Origin of the sequence: Geomicrobium sp. JCM 19055 (genome assembly GCF_000698185.1) — a bacterium.
Taxonomy (GTDB): domain Bacteria; phylum Bacillota; class Bacilli; order Bacillales; family Marinococcaceae; genus Geomicrobium_A; species Geomicrobium_A sediminis.
In genome coordinates this window covers 39,266-56,975 of sequence record NZ_BAXL01000017.1, presented here as the reverse complement: position 1 = coordinate 56,975, position 17,710 = coordinate 39,266, and the positions used below count along the sequence as shown (strand labels likewise).

Sequence of the window (17,710 nt, the reverse complement as noted above, 5' to 3'; positions counted from 1 at the left end):
CTCGTCAATAAACTAAACGATGTTCAAACATTGTCCATATGTTTTTCACGTTGCGACGCACCAAAAATTCATTCTCCCCAAACAAAAAAACTAACCCAGTCGCACCGTTGCAGCTGAGTTAGTTTTCAATACAAATTTTAGAATGGGTTTCTTCCTTTGCTAAGAACTAGAAGCGGTCCGCCTAGCTTCATCAAGTAACGGTTATCACTCATATGCTTCATGAAATATGCAGAACGTCCATAAAGCTTTCTTCCTTTAAGGAAAGATACGTTAACAGTACCCATCGCTTCTTTACCACCAAGTGAAGCAAGTGTTCCGAGAATTTCTGGCTTTAAGTTAGACGTCGTGCCTCCACGGATGAGTGCCATCACGTTCTCAGCTGCTACTGCACCTTGTTGCATTGCGATTTGTGCTGTAGGAGGGAACGGACGCTCCGTTTCCTCATTGATGATGAGTGCACAGTCACCAATGATAAAGACATCTTCTTCACCTGGTGCACGTAAATCAGCGTCTACTTTCACACGACCGCGCATCGCTTCAAAATCAGATTCTTCAATAAGCTTGTTTCCACGAACGCCTGTTGCCCAAATAATTGTGCTTGCAGGGATTTCTTCGCCATCTTTTAAAACGACGAGGTTTTCTTTTACTTCAGCGATTGGCGTATTGATTTTGAATTCAACACCGCGGTGCTCAAGTAAGTTCATCGCGTATTCAACGAGTTCTGGATCAAACCCAGGAAGTGCACTTGGTGCCGCTTCAATCACGTACATCTTAACTTTTTCACGTGGCACATCATAGTGTTCACACAGCTTTGGAACTCGCTCGCTTAGTTCTCCAATAAATTCAATCCCTGTAAATCCAGCACCTGCAACGACAAACGTTAAGTCTTCGTCTTTATGAACCGTTTCGTTACGGTATTTACTAAATTGGAATTCAATATGGTCTTTAAGTTCACGTACACCATCAATCGTCCACTTATGGTACGCGTGTTCAAAGACACCTTCTACACCAAAGGTTTCAGCAGTTGCACCGACACCGATAATTAAATAATCGTACGCAAGCTCTCCGCCTTCTTTTAAGATGACTTTTTTTCTCGTCTTTGTTGATTGAAATTACTGTGTCTTGAACAAAGTTCGCTCTGTTTGAGTTAAGAACCTTATCAATCTCAATACGAGCATCATCGTGATGCATGGTTCCTGCGGCTGGTTCGTGTAACCAAGTTGTTTGATAATGGTACTTGTGCTTGCTCACAAGTGTTACGTGTGCTTCACCTGAACCTAGCTTCTTTTGAAGTTTCGTCGCTGCGATCATTCCGCCATATCCTGCCCCAAGAATGACGATTTGTGGTTTCTTTGCCACTTTCCTCACATCTCCAATCTATTAATAAATCCTCGTGTCTAAGTTTGTGATTTCATTCACGTACTCAGTCAAAAAAAATTAATGTTACTAAACGTTCACAAATGTACACTGTTAATTATAGCTATAGTCCCTCGACATTTCAATATGAAAAATGTTTGCTTTATGCAAGTTAAAGTCGAATTTTGTAGCAATAAGAGACACTCAAACGTTTTCAGGGAAACCTAAGCAATGGTATACTATAAAGGTTGTCACAGTTTTATACTACTTGGAGGTGTGAGGTCGTGGAAAACTCTATCGATCTTTACGATATTACCATTATTGGCGGTGGACCGGCAGGTTTATTCGCAGCATTTTATAGCGGGATGAGGCAAGCAAAAGTCAAAGTCATCGAAAGTATGCCTCAACTAGGTGGTCAACTTACTGCTCTTTATCCTGAGAAATACATTTACGATGTCGCTGGCTTTCCAAAGGTCGGTGCGCAAGAACTCATCGATAACTTGCTTGAACAAATGCAAATGTTTGATCAAACGATCGTGTTAGAACAAACCGTTAACACGGTTGATAAGCTTCAAGATGAAACATTCCGCATTGAAACAGATAAAGACGTACATTACTCCAAAACGATTATTATTACTGGCGGTGTTGGTGCGTTTCAACCTCGTAGGTTAGCGGTTGAAGAAGCTGAACAATATGAAGCGAGTAACTTGCATTACTTTGTGAACAACTTGAGCGCATTTAAAGGTCGTAACGTGTTGATTTGTGGTGGTGGAGACTCTGCTGTTGACTGGTCTCTTATGCTAGAAAAACAAGCGAACGTGACATTGACTCATCGTCGCGACAAGTTCCGTGCGCATGAACATAGCGTCAACGAGCTACACAAGTCTGATGTAACCTTACACACACCATATGACATTAAAGAGCTTCGCGGTGACGGACGTCGCATCGAACAAGTCGTGTTGCAAGAAGTTAAAGGCGAGCAAGAACAAATCATCGATGTGGACGACGTGATCGTCAACTACGGTTTTGTATCTTCTCTTGGACCGATTAAAAACTGGGGACTAGAAATTACTAAAAACAGCATTCTCGTTAACTCAAGAATGGAAACAAATATCCCTGGTATTTATGCTGCAGGTGACATTACTTCTTATGAAGGAAAAGTTAAGTTAATTGCTTCTGGTTTCGGAGAAGCGCCAACTGCTGTAAGTAACGCAAAAGCTTACATCGATCCAAAAGCAAGACTTCAGCCTGGACACAGTTCACATATGTTTTAAAGGAAAAAGCCTGGGAATTCCAGGCTTTTTTGTACAAAAAAAATGGAAGCGATTCGCTTCCATTTGATGTTTAGCAATTTTCTGGTGTTCCCTCATTTTGTGCAGTTCTAAATGAGGCGCCACATCCACAATTGGCAATAGCATTAGGATTCTCAATCGTGAAGCCACCGCCCATCATGTTCTCTTTATAATCGATCACGAGCCCATGAACGATCGGCTTACTTTCCGAATCAACGAGCACATTGATGCCGGATACCTCGAAGAGTGTATCGTCTTCTGCTTGATTAGCATCAAAGCCAAGCCCATAAGACAATCCACTACATCCTCCGCCTTTGACACCTACTCGTAATTTCAATGAAGAATTGCCTTCTTCTTCCTTCATTGCAGTAATTCGCGCTGCCGCAGTTTCTGTAATTGTAATCATGACCTCTTCCTCCTTTCGGGTAAATCGAAAAGATTACGTTGTCGTTATTGTAATATGGTATGTCACGAATCGCAAGTTCAGAGAATCGCATGGAGGATTGGTTTTATTCAACGGGCTTAATATGTCGAGACAACAGTAAGCTCCTGATGAGATGCTTTTAACAGTTCTGTATGCATAAGATCGATCTCTTGGCTATATTTCAATACAAGAGGATGATCCATGCCGTGCTGTTTTGCCATTTCAATCATTTTCGAGCGTAACTGTTCCAGCTGCTCAACGATTTCCTGTTGATCCTGTTCCATGTTGATCTCCTTTCTTGCTCATGACGAGCATTCATCTCTCTTTAGTAAATCTACTGTTATTCTACTAGAAACTGGATGACCAAGCAAAAAAAATCTTAAAACTCTATTGACTTTCAAGTGTTCGTCCGCTTATAGAGGTGTTCCGTCATCTTCCCTTCCCAATAAGATAGTGAAAGCGTATAATAGGTGAAGAGAACCATTCCCATTACTTATGTTCAAAATGCATTATACTATATTTTACAACGGAGACCCGTTTTAAAGGAGGATAACGATGGCTACGTTACTACAAGATCCTAAACTTGCAGCCATTAGTGAAAAAGTCAGAAACGGTGAACGATTGACAATTGAAGATGGTCTTATACTTTACGATACTCCCGATCTACTTTCGGTTGCTCAACTAGCTAATGAAGTTAATGAAAAGAAAAACGGCGATAATGTCTACTTTATTGAGAACATGTACATTAATCCAACGAACGTATGTGAAGCGAGCTGTTCATTCTGTGGCTTCAAACGTAAGCCCGGTGAAGAAGGCGCCTACACAATGGATTCCGATGAATTACTGAAATATGTAAGTGATCGCTGGAACGATAACATTAAAGAATTCCACATCGTCGGTGGTCATAATAATGAAGTTCCGTTTGATTATTATTTAGATACGGTTCGCACCTTAAAGAAACATTACCCAGATGTCACAGTTAAAGCATATACTGGTGCTGAGATCGAATTCTTCGCACGTATTGCTGGTCTTTCAATGAAAGAAGTTCTTCAAGAACTAATTAAAGCCGGACTTGACACCCTTCCAGGTGGCGGTGCAGAGATTCTTACAGAGCGTTATCGCGCGAAGATGAGTCCTGAAAAAGCATCGACGGACGAATGGCTGGAAGCACATGAAATTGCACACGGGCTCGGTTTAAAGACACATGCTACGATGCTTTACGGTTCGATTGATACGTATGAGGAACGTTTAATTCACATGGATCGCCTTCGTCAATTGCAAGACAAGACGAACGGCTATATGGTATTTATCCCGCTTGCCATGCAACCACGTAAGTTAAATGCAGGACTTACAAGACGAACATCAGCATTTGATGATATGCGTACAATCGCAATTTCTCGACTTATGCTTGATAACTTCGATCATATTAAAGCGTATTGGATTAATATCGGACCTCAATTAACCCAAATGGCACTAACATTTGGATCAAGCGATATTCACGGTACACTCATTGAAGAGCGAATCTCACACTCTGTAGGGGCGTTAACGTCTCAAGGAATTACGAGAAAAGAACTCATTCATATGATCAAAGGCGCAAACAAAGTACCCGTAGAGCGAGACACGTTCTACAACGTGATTAAAACGTACTAAATTTATGAGTGCACGGTCAGAATTCCTGACCGTGCTTTTGATTGCAACTGCAGATCATGGTATGATAATGGGTAGCGTGTTTATGGAGATTATTGTTCCATTTAAAATAGAGAGTTTAACGTAATGAAAGGAAGATGACACTTGATTTCATGTCAAAATGTAGGTCTCCGTTACGGAGATAAGAAGTTATTTCAAGAAGTAAACATTCAATTTAACCCAGGCAACTGTTACGGATTAATCGGCGCAAACGGTGCCGGTAAGTCAACGTTTTTAAAGATTCTTTCTGGAGAGATTGAATCTCAAGATGGTCATGTGAGCATGGCTAAAGGTTCTCGTATGGCTGTTTTAAAGCAAGATCACTTTGCTTATGAAGAGTATGAAGTACTCGAAACCGTCATCATGGGTCACAAGAGGCTCTATGACATTATGAAAGAAAAAGACGCCATCTACATGAAGCCTGACTTCAATGATGAAGATGGGATGCGCGCTGCTGAACTTGAAGGCGAATTTGCTGAGATGAACGGCTATGATGCTGACAACGAAGCCGCTCAAATGCTCAACGGTCTTGGAATCGGTGCTGAGTATCATTATATGAAGATGTCTGAGCTTGAAGGTGGAGAAAAAGTAAAAGTCCTTCTCGCACAAGCACTATTTGGTAGCCCTGACATTCTTTTACTCGATGAGCCGACAAACCACTTGGACATTAAAGCCATCCACTGGTTAGAAGAGTTCCTAATGAACTTTGAGAATACAGTCATCGTTGTTTCTCACGACCGTCACTTCCTTAACAAAGTCTGTACACACATTGCAGACATTGATTACGGTAAGATTGAACTCTTCGTTGGAAATTACGATTTCTGGTACGAGTCAAGCCAACTTGCACGTCGTATGGCTAAAGACCAAAACCGTAAAAAAAGAAGAACAAATCAAGGAACTACAAGACTTTATTGCACGCTTTAGCGCCAACGCATCAAAGTCCAAACAAGCAACTTCTCGTAAGAAAACACTCGATAAAATTGAACTGAATGACATTAAACCTTCATCACGTAAAACACCTTACGTTGCATTCAAACCAGACCGTGATATTGGAAATGACCTACTCACAGTCGAGAACTTATCAAAGACGATCGACGGCAAAAAAAAGTACTTGATAACATTAGCTTTACACTATCACCAAACGAGAAAGTCGCGTTTGTCGGAAGTCACGAAACGGCAAAAACGACTTTGTTCCAAATTCTTGCAGGTGAAATGGAACCAGATGAAGGAACGTACAAATGGGGCGTTACAACGAGCCAATCGTACTTCCCTAAAGATAACACCGAGTTCTTTGAAGGCGTTGACCTTACCCTTGTAGACTGGTTACGTCAATACTCGCCAGAAGACCAAACAGAGAGCTTTATCCGAAGCTTCCTAGGTCGTATGCTTTTCAGTGGTGAAGAAGCACTTAAGAAAGCAAAAGTACTATCCGGGGGCGAGAAAGTTCGTTGTATGCTCTCCAAATTAATGCTTAGTGGTTCCAACGTACTCATCCTTGATGAGCCAACAAACCACTTGGACCTTGAAGCCATTCAAGCCGTGAACCACGCGCTAACAGACTTCAAAGGCTCTGTACTCTTTTCATCACATGACCATCAATTCATTCAAACCGTTGCGGATCGAATTATCGAATTCTCATCTGAAGGTATGATTGATAAGAAGATGTCTTATGACGAATACCTTGCTGAAATGAAATTGATCGGGCAAGTATAATTGAATGTACGAGAGGCAATCTTTGAGATTGCCTCTTTTTTGTATTCACACCACGTAACACTCAATCCCTGCTACTTTCTATTTGATTCTCATAATTTCTAGTCTATTTTCTCAACAAAAAGCATGTACTAACTAAGTACACATCCCATTGCAAAAACAAGTCAATTATTACAATCAAATTAAAAATTGTAATAATTATTGTTTATGGATTGCATGTGAAGGGTATAGATAAGTAACCCACAATTGGGAATACGAAGGGAGCGATCATCATGAAAATGGTGATGACAGCACTAATCGGTTCGACTGCATTAACCTCAGGATTAGGAATTGTACCAGAAGAAGAACTTACATTTACACATGATACGTTTGAAATGGACGAGAGCCTCATTTATGAACAGCTCATTGACGTTCAAGATAAGACGATGGACGTTGTGATGACTAGTGATTATGCAAGACCGTTAGATGAACTTAAAATGATGTATGACGTACCTTTAGCTGAAACGATTCATCATCAATACAACCAAGATGCTTACATTCAAGATTTTAATTGGGATCACTACACCGTTGTCGATCAACTCCTCCACAATGACTTCGAAGACATTAATATTTCAGAACCTGAAGATCATGAACGTGTTGTAACTGTTCATACGTCGTCCATTGAAGATGGCGCTGGTAACCGTGCACAATTTATTGAAGAATATGTCTTTACATTTAATGAGGACCTCGAACACTATGTAATTTCTGATATCAACATTGAACAGACTTTTTAACTATATAAAAAGGTCGCAAGCAGTGCTTGCGACCTTTTCTTTATGCTTTTATACCTTTAACATCTTCATACGTCTTACCGTTAGAAACGTACGGCTCTTCGCTACATTGAATATCTAACAACACTGTTTGATTGGCATGAATTGCTTTTTCAAACGCTGATGGGAACTCTTCTTTTTTAGTAACCGTTATACCTAAAGCTCCCATTGACTCAGCCATTTTCGCAAAATCGACCTCTCCAAGCTTTGTTGCGACGACTTTGTCTGGGTAATGCATCTCTTGATGCATACGGATGGTGCCGTAACTTTGATTGTTGAACAATAGCACAATGATCGGGTAATCATGTCTGACTGCCGTTTCAATTTCTTGAATCGTCATCATCGCCCCACCATCCCCGCAAAACGCAACGACTGGGCGGTGTGGAGAGGCGGTTTTAGCACCAACTGCAGCTGGAATGCCGTAACCCATCGCTCCATTTGTTGGTCCAACGAAAGAGAAGCGATCTCGAATGACTAATTGGTTGTGCATCCAAGTCGCGAAGTTCCCAGCATCACACGTCACAATGGTGTCTTCTGGTAAAGTTTCATTTAACGTTCGCATAACATGACTATAAATGCTCGGGTCTTTCTCTTTGGCCATAAGCTTCTGATGTGATTCACGCAACTATGTTGCCAACCCGACCAATCACGATCAATATCAAGCGCTGTAAAGGCTTTAAGGGCATTTACGGAGTCAGCAACAATTCCAAGATCAGGTGGGTAGACTTTACCGAGCGTATCCGCATCAATATCAATGTGAACAAGTTGTTGATCCCAACCGATTAATGTATAATCTTGCGACGTTGCTTCAGACAACCTCGTTCCAATCGCAATCACCAAATCCGATTCTTTAAAATGTTCAACTAACTTAGATGCTGCTGCAAGCCCCATATGTCCGATGTATGCTTCGTGTTCGTTATCAATAATACCTTGCCTTCTAAACCTGCCACGAGCGGGAGCTTGAATTTTTCGACAAATTCTCGAAGAGCAATTTGAGCTTCATCAGAATGGATTCCACCACCAGCAATAACGATTGGACGTTCTGCTTTTGCAAAGCGACGGGCAAAGTCTTCGACTTCAATCGTTGCTGGGGCAGGGGCTGCGATCATCGTTGGCGGACCGAATACCATTTCGGATTCATCAAACAGCATATCCTCTGGAAGTGAAACGATCACTGGACCAGGACGCCCCGTTTGAGCCACGCGGAATGCTTTTTGTACGAGCTCCGGAACACGACTTGCTTCATCAATCTCCGTCGTCCACTTGGCAACTTCATTAAAATTCTTACCAAAATCAACTTCTTGGAAGCCTTCTCGGCCTTTAAAAGAACGATTCACTTGTCCGAGGAACACAACCATCGGCGTAGAGTCTTGAAACGCGGTATGTACTGCAATTGATATGTTTGCAGCACCAACACCTCTCGTTGCCATCGCAACGCCAACTTGACCCGTCAAACTGGCGTAACCTTCTGCCATAAAGCCCGCGCCGCCTTCATGACGATTCACGATCACTTCAATCTCATCTTGACCTTCAAGTGCATCTAAGACAGCGAGAAAACTTTCGCCTGGCACTGTAAACACACGGCTCACTTGTTCAATCTTTAACACTTCAAATACCGCTTCTCCAGCAGTCATCGTTTTTTTGTAACGCACAGTGATCACCTCTTAGCTAAAATTAATCGGAGCAACAACTGTTGCTCCGTCGGTTCATCATAACGTTTCAAATTGTCGGTGCAAATCTCGAACCGCTGCTACTAAGGCGTTTGCAGCTTTTCCGTGATAATGCTTTTCGATTAATTGTTCTGCTTCTTCAGGACCGTCTGAAAGACTGATCCCACGTAATAAATCATGAATGTATTGGCGACCGTGATCGGTCGCCAATGTGCAAGAAGCTTCAAGAATCACACCGTGCTTACAATCAATTTCAGCTGTAATCGTTAACGTATCAAAGACGCTCTTTGCAGCCATGCCTTGAGGCAATTTAGAGTGACCTGCGATAAAACGAGTATGTTGTAAAGCCATTACGCAATGTCCTCCTTTGCCTATGAGCGGCTTTCATGATTGGCAAGCGTTGCAAGCGTACGTGCCATAACTCCAGTTCCACCTTTTGGCCCCATTGGAGTGACACGATCAAGGAATGATGTGCCAGCGATATCAAGGTGTACCCAAGGTGTATCTTTTACGAAGGATTCGATAAACAATCCAGCAGTAATGCTACCTGCCAGTCGCCCTGGAGCGTTATTCAAGTCGGCAACATCGCTTTGACGTAACATCTTGTAGTAACGTGGATGTGTTGGGAAACGCCAAATGTCTTCACCTGATTCAATTGCAGCTGTCGCTGTACGATTGTAAAAGTCATCATCATTCGATACGGCGCCTGTAATTACATCTCCAAGCGCGACAACACAAGCACCTGTAAGCGTTGCTACATCAACAATCTTCTTAGCGCCAAGATGTTTTGCATAAGACACACCGTCTGCAAGCACGAGGCGACCTTCTGCATCAGTGTTCGTTACTTCAATCGTCTGCCCATCAAAGCTGCCGAGCACATCTCCAGGTCTCATCGCTTTTCCGTTTACCATGTTTTCTGTTGACGGAATGACAGCCATGACATTAATTGCAGGCTTCGTCTCAGCAATGATCTCCATCGCACCGAGAACAGCCGCCGCGCCACCCATATCTGACTTCATCGTTTTCATACCTTCAGGCGGCTTCATTGAATATCCACCGGTATCATACGTTAATCCCTTACCGACAAACGTTAACGGCTCATCCCAATTTTCTAGCCCCTGATAGCGTAACACGATCATTTGTGCAGGCTGGTCACTTCCTTGGTTTACAGCAAGCAACGCATGCATACCCATTTCTTCAAGCTCTTCGTTGCCGAGTACTTCAAATGAGAGGTGATCGTGACGGCTAGAAAGCGCACGTGCTTCTCCTGCTAATGCAACAGGCGTTAAATCATTTGCGGGGATGTTTACGAGTGTTCGCGCGAAGTTAACACCTTTAGCAATCGCAGTTCCAATGTTGATCGCCTCGTCATTTTGATCAGCACAATAAAAGGTGTACGTTCTAGTAAGCGTATCATGCTCATTGGTCTTGTACGCTTCAAACGTATACGTCGCGGTTTGAGCCATTTCAGCAGCCGCAGAAATGATTGTTTCCGTGTCTGATGTATGGTCAATAAATGTGTCCAAAAGCACATCAATGTGCACTTCTTTCAATTTATGAGCAGCTTGAAATCCACTACCGAGTGCTTCTTTCGTTGCAATGATGTCTTGGTCTTTTGAAGAACCTTTCCCGACAAAAATCAACGTCTTGAACGATTCATTAAATGGGATCGTAAATGACGTTACTTCGCCAGATTTGCTACGGATCCCCCAGATTCGTGCTTGTTCTGAATTGGCTTTATCCAGTCGCCACTTGCGTTAAGTAGTTGATCAGGTAACCTTTGTTCACCTTCTCCTACGCCGATGATAATGACACTTCCATTAGAAGCCTCGTCCCAATTGCTAGCAAAATTAAACATGATTGTAATATCCTCCATTGGTCATTTTGTGCTAAATGAGCGTAAAAATATAGGAAGACTTCCTGCCAAGTAGCAGCAAGCCTTCAGCTCGTTGTTAACCAACGCTCTTTCCTATATGATACCCTCTTTTTTGAGTTCATCAACCGTTTCTTGATTAAAATCAAAAGTTTCAGCCAAAATGTCTGACGTCTGCTCGCCTAATAATGGAGGGGCGTAACGAACTGGCAACACTTGCCCATCCGCTAAAATGGGATTACGAACCCCATGATACGTTTCGACTGTCGGATGTGGCGCACTAATTTTCATATTGCGGTGTACTACTTGTTCATGTTCAAATACTTGCTCGATGCTATTAACTGGCCCACAAGGAACTTTCTTTTCAGCAAGTAATTCTGCCCATTGATCGGCATCTTTTCGTTTAAACTCCGCTACTAAGATCGCTCGAAGTTCGCCTCGATGTTGAACACGATCACCATTGGTTAAGAAGCGTTCATCATCTGCTAATTCTGGACGACCAAGCACTTCAGTAAGAGCTCGATACATCCGATCATTACCCGCTGCGACCATCAATGGTTTGTCAGCACAAGGAAACGTCTCATACGGAGTAATGTTTCCGTGCGCATTGCCGGCTCTTTTTGATACGTGCCCTTCATTCAAGTAGCTACTTGAAATGTTGGCTAAAGAGCTCACTTGTACGTCTAACAATGAAAGATCAATATGCGCCCCGATCCCCGATTGATCTCGTTTTCTTAAGGCACCGAGAACGCTCATACAAACATAATGACTCGTCATAATGTCCACAACCGGTGTACCTACCCGTGTAGCTTCACCGTCGGTTTCACCCGTTACGTCCATTAGTCCGCCTATTGCCTGAATGACCGGATCGTAACCCGGATGAGTATGATACGGTCCATCTTGCCCATAACCTGTGATTGAGCAGAGAATAACGTCTTCATTCACTTCTTTTAGACGATCATAACTAAGACCGAGCCGCGCCATCGTACCTGCCTTGAAATTCTCAACAACAACGTCAGCGTCCTGTACGAGTTGTAAAAACAGTTCACGACCACGCTCATGCTTCAAATTTAACGTCATGGAACGTTTATTACGATTCGCTGATAAATAATAGGTGCTTTCACTGTTCGTAAACGGCCACCAATGCCGAATATCATCACTGCCTCCAGCTGTTCGATCTTTAAAACATCGGCGCCAAAGTCGGCGAGAAGCATCGTTCCAAGTGGCCCTGCTAGAACACGCGAAAGGTCTAAGATTTTTATCCCGTTAAGTGCGTCGTGCATCGTTCTCCCTCCCGTTCGTTAGTCTTGGTGTACAGTAGATTTTTCGAACGGCCACGCTGGTAACATCTTGCGAAGAGGTTTGTCTTCTGTGTAGCCAAGTGCATATTTTGCTTGCATTACAGTATGGATCTCTCTCGTTCCTTCATAAATAACAGGTGCTTTTGAGTTTCTAAGCAGACGCTCTGCTGGATACTCGTTTGAGTAGCCATAGGCACCATGGACTTGCACGGCATCGTTTGCAGCTTCATTTGCAAAGTTACACGATTGCCACTTCGCAAGAGACGTTTCTCTCGTGTTTCTTACGCCAGCGTTTTTCAATTCACCAGCTTTAAATACGAGCAAGCGACTCATTTGAAGTCCAGCTTCCATTTTTGCAATCATTTGTTGGACGAGCTGGTGTTGCCCGATTTCTACACCGAACGTTTTACGCTCGTGGCAATATGCGACAGATGCTTCAAGGCTCGCCATAATTAGACCACATGCCCCTGCTGCAACGGTAAAACGACCGTTATCGAGTGCGGACATCGCAATCTTAAAGCCTTCGCCTTCTTCTCCAAGAAGGTTCTCCGCAGGAATCTTCACGTTATCAAAGAAAATCTCTCCTGTGTTACCGGCACGAATACCGAGTTTTCCTTTGATCGCTTTTGAGCTAAAGCCTTCCCACTCACGCTCTACGATGAATGCTGAAATCCCACTATGGTTTTCGTTTTTGTCACCTGTGTACGCAAACACGAGGAATGTATCTGCGACATCACAAAGTGAAATCCATGTCTTTGAACCGTTCAACACGTAGTGGTCGCCATTTTTCTTAGCTGTCGTATTCATCGCTTTGACATCAGAGCCTGCGTTTGGTTCCGTTAACCCGAAAGCCCCGATTTTTTCACCTTTGGCAAGTGGTGTTAAGTATTTTTGTTTTTGTTCTTCTGTTCCCCATTGTAAGATCGTCATACTGTTTAAGCCAATGTGAACAGACGCTGCTGTACGAAATGCTGTATCGCCACGTTCAAGCTCCTCACAAACAATCGCAAGCGTATTATAGTCCATGCCACTTCCACCGTATTGTTCTGGAATACAAATACCCATAAAGCCGAGCTCTGACATTTTGTCTACAACGCTACGCTCGAAATGCATGTTTGCATCCCACTCAGCGATGTTCGGCATAATCTCTTTATCTACAAAGTTCCGCACTGTCTTTTGAACCATTTGTTGTTCTTCACTTAAATGAAAATCCATACGACTCAGCTCCTAATATTATGAATAGTTTTGAAAGGAGGACAGCAAAAAGCCAGTCTACTCCCCTGAAAAGTAAACTGGCTGTCAGTCCCAGAGAATTGCCATGGCTAGGCAACATAAGACTTGAACAGTTCATCATTTGAATTCATCATACCTTTGAAAGCGCTTATTGTCAATCTTGTCAGAATTATCTTGCCATCACATACGCTTTCGCCATCAATTCCAAAAAACGATGAATACTCTCTTCCGTATGCGTCATACTCATTAAGATTTGATGAACTTCTTTTAAGTCTTCTTCAGAAGAAATTAGAATCTCACCGATAATATAGTCGCTTTCCATCCAATGAAAAACCCCATCTAAAAAAAAGGAATAGACGCGGGGCTCTTCCGGAAATTCACTAAAGAAACGAACGATCGACGATAAATAGTTATTTTCCTCACTCACACCGCTTAGCCCCTCACCTCAAGTTGCATACACTACTCCTAAATTATGCAATTTAGAACCATGAGTGACGGTTTCCATACATCCAATTAACGTTCAGCATATGACGTGAGTGTTGGTGAACGGGTAACGTATGTTTTTCTGATAATGCACATTTGGCTGGGTCGCTCTTCCCATGCGTTCATCGGGCTTGGTCCGGGTTCCTTCTGCCTAACTACGCGTACGCTCTCTCTTGATCCGCGCTCTCTCTTGATCCGCGCTCTCTTACTCTTGATCCGCGTTTCCTCTCTCTTAATCCACGCTTTCTTACTCTTGATCCGCGTTTCCTCTCTCTTGATCCACGCTTCCTCTCTCTTGATCCACGCTTCCTCTCTCTTGATCCACGCTTCCTCTCTCTTGATCCACGTTCCCGCGCTCTTGCTACACGCTACCCCGCTCTTGCTACACGCACCATCACGCTTGTTCCACGCAATAGAAAAAGCCAAGAAAGGCTTCCCCTTCTTGGCTTTACGCTAGATATTCTCCGTGACAGACGGTTACGGCTTCGCCGCGCATCCAGACGTGGTCGTCTTTTGATGACCATGTAATGTAAAGGTCTCCGCCTGGTAAGTGGACCGTTACTTCTTCGTCTTTTTTTGCTCTGGCCGTTTAAGACGGCTGCAACGACCGCGGCACATGCACCGGTTCCACATGCTTGTGTAATGCCGCTTCCTCGTTCCCATACTTTAAAGTGCATCTCACTTTCACTAACCATTTGAACCCATTCTACATTTACACCTTCAGGAAACACTGAAGATTTCTCAATGAGTGGTCCAAGTGTTGCTACTGGTGCTTTTGAAATGTCATCGGTAAACATAATAATATGAGGATTACCCATCGAGACACCTGTCATTGAGAATTGGTGCTCTGCTATTGCAATTGATTCGTTAATCGTCTGCTCAGCACCATTCCCCGTCATCGGCAAGTCTGATTTCTTCAGTCTAGGCACACCCATATCAACGGTAACCATCTTCACTTGATTCGCGTCATCTGGATGAACTTCGGCTTCAACCTCACCACCGAGCGTTTCAATGGTAAACGTTGTCGAGGTGACAATGCCGCGATCGTAGACGTATTTGGAAACACAACGCAAACCGTTTCCACAATTCTTCGCTTCTGAACCGTCGTTGTTAAAGACACGCATCCTCACATCAGAACGCTCAGATGGCAAAATTAAGATTAAACCGTCAGAGCCAATTCCTGTATATGGATTAGAAACAGCGATCGCTGTTTTTGGTAATTCTTGTTCGTTCGGGATTGCATCGTTAAATCCATCGAGGTAAATGTAACTATTACCGAGTCCATGTAACTTCGTAAACTTCATGTGCGAACCCTCATTTTCTTTGTCGTTCTGATGTCCAAAAATAATCTTCATCCGCTTGCAAAATCATAATACGGTAATTGCAACACGGCATGATCAGTTGTGTTTTTACACTATCAAACGCATCTTGTAATTGTTCAGTCTTTAAAAACGTTAGCACATTACTGTCTCCACAATCTGGACATTCATGTAGGTAAACGTCTTCGCCTACTTTTTCATACGGCCATGTATTTTCAAAAGGTAGTAGCTTCATCGTAAACTCTCTCCTTTAGAATCATCAGTCGTCGTTCGTTCCAAGAGCTTGATTGATGAACGTTCGAAGTTCTTTTTTCTGTTCATCGATTTCTTTTTCATCGGTTTGATCATATAAATACGCCTGCTCCGCGCTCGTCTCAATGGTACCGATTAAAAGCTTGGCCGTACGCTTCGCATTCATTTCTTGTCGTACTTCTTCCCGCTTAATCGCATTCTCTAACACATCGCCAAGCCATTCGTAAAACGGCTCATAAATCTCTTCCCATTGTTGGAGGTATTCTGTTGAAGAAAGACCCGCATAGACGAGTGAATGAACATCTCGATATTCTTTCGTATGTTGATACATCACTTCAACTAAGTCGTCCAGTTGTGTCTTAAAGGGGTCCTCTGTGTTAATTTGTTTACGAATGTCTGCGACGAGTATTTCAATGAGAACATCCGCAATTGCAGGCATTATCGCTAGCTTAGATGGAAAATACAAGTAATACGTTCCTTGTGCAATACCAGCCGCCTTCACAATATCAGAAACTTTCGTTCGTTCTATTCCCTTTTCTTTAAACACTTCAATCGCTGCTTGAACGATTTTGTCTTTTTTTACTCATCTTTCTCCCCCCTGACCTTAAAGAAAGTCCGGTCGCCTCGTTTAGACTCCGGACTTTACACATTCATTACAGCCAATCTTCTTCTTCAAGATACTGATAAATATCATCTATTAACTCATCGGTTTGTTGGCTTTTAATAATCTTGCCCTCTACTCTAGCATATCGATGGTCTCTACACATCGTACATTGCCCGAGACAACCACGTTCTACAACATCAATGTTCGGATCACGCGACAACTCTTCCATAACTGAATGGGTGCCTTCTGCGACATTCGACATGCAAAATTCTACAAGAGGATACATTGGTCCTCACCTACCTACCGCTATCGTATCTCGGACGCAGAAGATCGTCAATTCATTCTAAGTTTTGTTCGTAAAAATTCATGAATGAGGATTCCATTGCACAGCGTGTGATAGAAGTTCCATTAAAATTTCTCTAAATAATCAATCTTTTATTGTCGTTACTACAGTTGTTGTCATATACAGATAGAATCGTTATAATTTAAGAGGTGTGACAATCTAATGATATTTTCTGTACATAAATGACAAATTGGGCGAGTAAATGAACGCGTTGGTCGCCCATCATCACTTGCTATTTTTCTACCAAAGGAGTCCTGTAACATGAAAAAAACTCGTTATATTGGGCGGCGGATATGGCGGCATGAAGATCATGCAGCAATTGAGCGCAAAAGATCTCCCCGAAGATTATGAAATGATACTTGTTGATAAACTTCCTTATCATTGTATTAAAACGGAATACTACGCACTGGCAGCCGGTACGGAATCAGATCATACATTCGTGTTCCTTTTCCAAAACACGTTCGTCGGGTCTTTGGCAATGTCGATAACATTGATGTTCATAACAAAGAAATTACCCTTGTAGGCGATCGCGGTGAAGTCGAAACGCTTCAATACGACAAAATGGTCATCGGCTTAGGTGCTGAAGATAAGTATCACGGTGTTCCAGGTGCAGAGGAACATACGCATAGTATTCAAAGTATGGAAAGCACACGAAAGACGTATGAAGCAATTAGCAATTTGCCTCCACGAGCAACGGTTTCTGTCGTTGGTGCTGGTCTTTCTGGTGTGGAACTTGCGGCAGAATTACGTGAAAGTCGTCAAGACTTAACGATTCATTTGTTTGACCGTGGTGAAACGATCTTACCAATGTTCCCACTGCGTCTTAGCACGTATGTAAGCTCATGGTTTGAAAAACATGAAGTAGATATCATCAGCAATTCAAACATTACACGTGTATCCGAGGATGCACTGTTTAATCACGAAGAACGGATCGCTTCAGATGCCGTGATTTGGACTGCTGGCGTGCAGCCTGTAAAAGTCGTTCGCGACATTGAAAACATTGAAAAAGACCGCAAAGGTCATATTATCCTTACAAAACATCATCACATTCCAGATCATCCGGATACGTTTGTTGTTGGTGACTGTGCGAGCTTACCGTATGCGCCAAGTGGGCAACTTGCGGAAAAGCAAGGTGAACAAATTGTTATGATCTTAAAGAAACAATGGGCAGGAGAAGAGCTTCCTGAAACGATGCCTGAAATGAAATTAAAAGGGACGCTTGGCTCTTTAGGAAAGAAACAAGGATTCGGAGTCATGGGAGACAAAGCTTCCGTCAAAGGACGTGTGGCGAGGATCCTTAAAAGCGGCGTGCTATGGATGTACAAATATCACAGTGGTGTATAAAAATCAGCTAG

15 protein-coding genes and 6 pseudogenes are annotated in these 17,710 nt (G+C 42.8%); 5 read left to right on the top strand and 16 right to left on the bottom strand.

Annotated elements, in window-relative coordinates:
- Window positions 1-137: 137 nt before the first annotated feature.
- A pseudogene (locus JCM19055_RS15235) lies at window positions 138-1,311 on the bottom strand (NAD(P)/FAD-dependent oxidoreductase).
- Window positions 1,312-1,640: 329 nt separating this feature from the next.
- On the opposite strand from JCM19055_RS15235, the gene JCM19055_RS15230 reads away from it, so the two are divergent.
- On the top strand, window positions 1,641-2,630 hold the full coding sequence (locus tag JCM19055_RS15230; protein ID WP_042360326.1) for an NAD(P)/FAD-dependent oxidoreductase: 990 nt from the start codon (window positions 1,641-1,643) through the stop codon (window positions 2,628-2,630).
- 70 nt (window positions 2,631-2,700) lie between these two features.
- Here the strand turns inward: JCM19055_RS15230 and JCM19055_RS15225 are convergent.
- Window positions 2,701-3,057: pseudogene (locus JCM19055_RS15225) on the bottom strand (HesB/IscA family protein); the annotation flags it as partial.
- 113 nt (window positions 3,058-3,170) lie between these two features.
- Window positions 3,171-3,356, bottom strand: coding sequence for an aspartyl-phosphate phosphatase Spo0E family protein (locus JCM19055_RS15220; RefSeq protein ID WP_042360324.1), 186 nt, complete (start codon window positions 3,354-3,356; stop codon window positions 3,171-3,173).
- A 271-nt stretch (window positions 3,357-3,627) separates the two neighbouring features.
- Between JCM19055_RS15220 and mqnE the strand changes: the two genes are divergently transcribed.
- From mqnE to JCM19055_RS15205, 3 genes and pseudogenes are all read left to right on the top strand, one after another.
- On the top strand, window positions 3,628-4,722 hold the full coding sequence (gene mqnE, locus JCM19055_RS15215; RefSeq protein ID WP_193745459.1) for an aminofutalosine synthase MqnE: 1,095 nt from the start codon (window positions 3,628-3,630) through the stop codon (window positions 4,720-4,722).
- Between the two features lie 141 nt (window positions 4,723-4,863).
- A pseudogene (locus JCM19055_RS15210) lies at window positions 4,864-6,471 on the top strand (ABC-F family ATP-binding cassette domain-containing protein).
- Between the two features lie 269 nt (window positions 6,472-6,740).
- Window positions 6,741-7,241, top strand: a complete 501-nt coding sequence (locus tag JCM19055_RS15205) for a hypothetical protein (protein ID WP_042360322.1) — start codon at window positions 6,741-6,743, stop codon at window positions 7,239-7,241.
- 40 nt (window positions 7,242-7,281) lie between these two features.
- Here JCM19055_RS15205 and JCM19055_RS30000 read toward each other — a convergent pair whose 3' ends face one another.
- From JCM19055_RS30000 to JCM19055_RS15150, 13 genes and pseudogenes are all read right to left on the bottom strand, one after another.
- A complete protein-coding gene (locus JCM19055_RS30000; protein ID WP_265182223.1) occupies window positions 7,282-7,878 on the bottom strand; it encodes a thiamine pyrophosphate-dependent enzyme in 597 nt (198 codons plus the stop codon).
- Window positions 7,827-8,911: pseudogene (locus JCM19055_RS15200) on the bottom strand (thiamine pyrophosphate-binding protein). Before JCM19055_RS15200 ends, JCM19055_RS30000 begins: the two are co-directional and overlap by 52 nt.
- Before the next feature lie 75 nt (window positions 8,912-8,986).
- The gene (locus JCM19055_RS15195; protein ID WP_042360321.1) at window positions 8,987-9,298 is read right to left on the bottom strand and encodes a DUF3870 domain-containing protein; all 312 of its coding nucleotides are present in this window, start codon (window positions 9,296-9,298) and stop codon (window positions 8,987-8,989) included.
- A gap of 20 nt (window positions 9,299-9,318) precedes the next feature.
- Window positions 9,319-10,617, bottom strand: coding sequence for a leucyl aminopeptidase (locus JCM19055_RS15190; protein ID WP_265182232.1), 1,299 nt, complete (start codon window positions 10,615-10,617; stop codon window positions 9,319-9,321).
- Between the two features lie 11 nt (window positions 10,618-10,628).
- The gene (locus JCM19055_RS27510) at window positions 10,629-10,805 is read right to left on the bottom strand and encodes a hypothetical protein (RefSeq protein ID WP_193745458.1); all 177 of its coding nucleotides are present in this window, start codon (window positions 10,803-10,805) and stop codon (window positions 10,629-10,631) included.
- 111 nt (window positions 10,806-10,916) lie between these two features.
- Window positions 10,917-11,972, bottom strand: coding sequence for a CaiB/BaiF CoA-transferase family protein (locus JCM19055_RS15185; protein ID WP_265182231.1), 1,056 nt, complete (start codon window positions 11,970-11,972; stop codon window positions 10,917-10,919).
- Window positions 11,897-12,103 (bottom strand): CoA transferase, encoded by a 207-nt coding sequence (locus tag JCM19055_RS29995; protein ID WP_265182222.1) that lies wholly within the window; start codon window positions 12,101-12,103, stop codon window positions 11,897-11,899. The genes JCM19055_RS15185 and JCM19055_RS29995 overlap by 76 nt, the downstream gene beginning before the upstream one ends.
- Before the next feature lie 18 nt (window positions 12,104-12,121).
- Entirely contained in the window at window positions 12,122-13,336 is a 1,215-nt protein-coding gene (locus JCM19055_RS15180) for an acyl-CoA dehydrogenase family protein (RefSeq protein ID WP_042360320.1), read from the bottom strand.
- 187 nt (window positions 13,337-13,523) lie between these two features.
- Entirely contained in the window at window positions 13,524-13,781 is a 258-nt protein-coding gene (locus JCM19055_RS15175; RefSeq protein WP_042360319.1) for a hypothetical protein, read from the bottom strand.
- A gap of 504 nt (window positions 13,782-14,285) precedes the next feature.
- Window positions 14,286-15,141 (bottom strand): annotated as a pseudogene (gene dapF / locus JCM19055_RS15165) (diaminopimelate epimerase).
- Between the two features lie 10 nt (window positions 15,142-15,151).
- Window positions 15,152-15,391 carry a hypothetical protein gene (locus JCM19055_RS15160; RefSeq protein ID WP_042360317.1) on the bottom strand — a complete coding sequence of 80 codons (240 nt, stop codon included), beginning with the start codon at window positions 15,389-15,391 and terminating at the stop codon, window positions 15,152-15,154.
- Window positions 15,392-15,415: 24 nt separating this feature from the next.
- The gene (locus tag JCM19055_RS15155) at window positions 15,416-15,976 is read right to left on the bottom strand and encodes a TetR family transcriptional regulator (RefSeq protein ID WP_042360316.1); all 561 of its coding nucleotides are present in this window, start codon (window positions 15,974-15,976) and stop codon (window positions 15,416-15,418) included.
- Window positions 15,977-16,061: 85 nt separating this feature from the next.
- Window positions 16,062-16,298 carry a DUF1450 domain-containing protein gene (locus JCM19055_RS15150; RefSeq protein ID WP_042360315.1) on the bottom strand — a complete coding sequence of 79 codons (237 nt, stop codon included), beginning with the start codon at window positions 16,296-16,298 and terminating at the stop codon, window positions 16,062-16,064.
- Window positions 16,299-16,656: 358 nt separating this feature from the next.
- Here JCM19055_RS15150 and JCM19055_RS15145 point away from each other — a divergent pair.
- A pseudogene (locus JCM19055_RS15145) lies at window positions 16,657-17,699 on the top strand (NAD(P)/FAD-dependent oxidoreductase).
- Window positions 17,700-17,710 lie beyond the last annotated feature (11 nt).